We start from the raw sequence: 2,948 nt of genomic DNA on the forward strand, positions 1-2,948 counted from the left end.
CCAAACGGTTTAGTAGGTGGTGTAGCAGTTACCAATGTACTGGCCAACGATACCTACAACGGTGCTCCGGCAAGTTTATCGACTGTAAAATTGTCGCAATCATCAACCGATAATCCGAATGTGACTTTAGATGTGGCAACAGGAGCGGTTAATGTAGCACCAAATACAAAAGCCGGAACCTACCACGTAGAATATAACATTGAAGATATTATCAATCCGGGATCGATCAAAACGGCAACTGTAACCATTACGGTAACTGCTCCGGTAATGATCACCAATGCTGATAATGGTTCGGCAAACGGATTAACTGGTGGCACGGCAATTACCAATGTATTGGCAAACGATACTTATAACGGTGCGGCTGCAACAACTTCAAATGTTATATTAACACAGGTATCAACCGATAATGCAAATGTTGCCTTAAATGTAACAACAGGCGCCGTTAATGTGGCTCCAAATACACCAGCTGGTACTTATACAATAGTGTACCAGATAGAGGATATCCTTAACCCTGGTCAAACCAAAACGGCTAATGCAGTGGTAACCGTAAATGCTCCAGGCATGGTTGCAAATGCCGATAATGGAACAATAAATGGAGTTACCGGTGGAGCAGCAGTAGCAAATGTATTGGCTAATGATACCTACAATGGTAACCCCGCAACATTGGCCAATGTTACCCTAACACAAGTATCAACAGATAATCCAAATGTTACCTTAAATGTAACAACAGGTGCCGTTAATGTGGCTTCGAATACACCAGCCGGAACATATACCGTTGTTTATCAGATCGAGGATAAATTAAATCCTGGAAAAACCGTTACTGCGAGTGTAACCGTTATTGTAGCTGCTCCGGTAATAACTGCAACAGCAGATTCGGGAACCGCAAATGGCTTTACCGGTGGTACAGCGGTAAGCAATGTACTTGATAACGATACTTACAATGGTGGTGTGGCAACATTAACCAATGTAAACTTAACGCAGGTATCAACTACAAATGCTAATGTTACTCTGGATGTAACAACGGGCGCTGTTAATGTTGCACCAAATACGCAGGCAGGTACTTATACGGTAATTTATAATATCGAGGATAAAGTAAACCCTGGCCAAACCAAACAGGCCAGCGTAACAGTAGAAGTTACCGCCCCTGTAATGGTTGCAAATGCAAACACTGGTACGGTTAATGGCTTAACAGGAGGCACTGCTGTAAGCAATGTACTGGCAAACGATACCTATAACGGTGCACCAGCAACACTTGCGCAGGTAAACTTAACGCAGGTTTCGACTACAAATGCCAATGTTACCTTAGATACAACAACAGGAGCTGTTAACGTGGCTCAAAATACACCAGCCGGTACTTACACCCTGGTGTACAGAATCGAGGATAAATTAAACCCTGGCCAGTTTGTAAATGCAACTGTAACCGTAATTATAACTGCACCTGATTTGGTTGCGACAAGCGATACGGGTACTGCAAACGCTGCAAATGGCGGTACAGCTGTAGAAAATGTATTGGCTAACGATAGCTATAATGGTAACCCGGCTACATTGGCCAATGTGAACTTAACGCAGGTAGCTACTTCAAACCCGAATGTTACACTGGATGTAACCACCGGAAAAGTAATAGTTGCACCAAATACCCCTGTAGGAACCTATACTGTTACCTATCAGATTGAAGATAAGTTGAATCCAGGCCAAACCAAAACAACCAGCGTAACCGTTACGGTAACTTCTGGCACTATTCTGGCAAATGATGACAACGGAACAGCTAATGGCTTTGCAGGTGGAGTAGCGGTAGCTAATGCGTTAAACAACGATAGCTACAATAATGGTGCTGCTGCAACGGTTGCTAATGTAACCATCACACAGCTATCAACCAGCAATACAAATATTAACATTAATCCGGCCGATGGAAGTGTTAATGTAGTTGCAGGTACATTACCTGGAACCTATACCTTACAGTATAAGATTACTGATAAGTTAGATCCGGCACAATCATCAACTGCCATTGTAACTGTGGTTATACCAAACTGGACTACCGATTTATCTGTAACTAAAGTGGCCGATAAAACCACGGTTGAAAGTGGTAGTGCTATCAGCTATACCATCACCATTATCAATAATGGGCCTGCAACGGTATTGGCCGGGAAGGCGATAGGCTTAACTGAAAGCTTGCCAACAGGATTGGAAAATATAACTTATGTAGCTAATGGTGGTACCTACAATGCAGCTGCCGGAACATTTACCCTTGCCGCTAACCTGGCTGCTGGCCAATCGGCAAGTTTGTTAGTTAACGGAAATGTAAATGCAACTTTCACCGGAACCTTAACCAACCAGGTAAGCATTACTGCAGCCGCCGGAACTACCGATCCGGATCAAACAAACAATTCGGCAACTGTAAATACGCCGGTATTAAAAGGAGGGGCAGCGCTTGTGAAAACCGCTACTGTTGCCGCCGATGGAAATAGTATTACTTATATCTTTACTGTATTCAATACAGGAACCACAGATTTAAACAACATCGTATTAACTGATACCAAACTCGGCTTAAATAAAACAATAGCCGGACCACTGGCTGCAGGTCAGAGCTTAAACGATACAGAAGTGTACACCCTAAGTCAGGCAGATAAAGATGCCGGCTCAGTAACCAACTCTGCTTCGTTAAGTGCTAAAACCCCTGCAGGAAATACAATAAGCGATGTTTCTGGTACCGATAAAACAAACGATACCCCAACGGTAACTTCGTTAACGCCGTCGCCATCGTTTACCTTTACCAAAGTGGTTAACGGAGCCGTTCCAACAACTGCAGGTGCTACATTAAACTACAATTTAACAGTAACCAACACGGGTAATGTAACGCTGAGCAATATTGTAGTAACTGATGCCAATGCAACTGTAAGCGGATCGCCTATTGCAACCCTTGCACCAGGTGCTTCAGTAACCCTTACTGC

The 2,948-nt window shown here is 43.5% G+C and carries 1 protein-coding gene; it reads left to right on the top strand.

Features of this window, described 5'->3' with window-relative positions:
• On the top strand, positions 1–2,948 hold a 2,948-nt coding region (locus DRW42_RS28320; protein ID WP_113952217.1), incomplete at both ends, for a beta strand repeat-containing protein.

Origin of the sequence: Pedobacter miscanthi, assembly GCF_003315595.1 — a bacterium.
In the GTDB taxonomy this organism is placed as follows: domain Bacteria; phylum Bacteroidota; class Bacteroidia; order Sphingobacteriales; family Sphingobacteriaceae; genus Pedobacter; species Pedobacter miscanthi.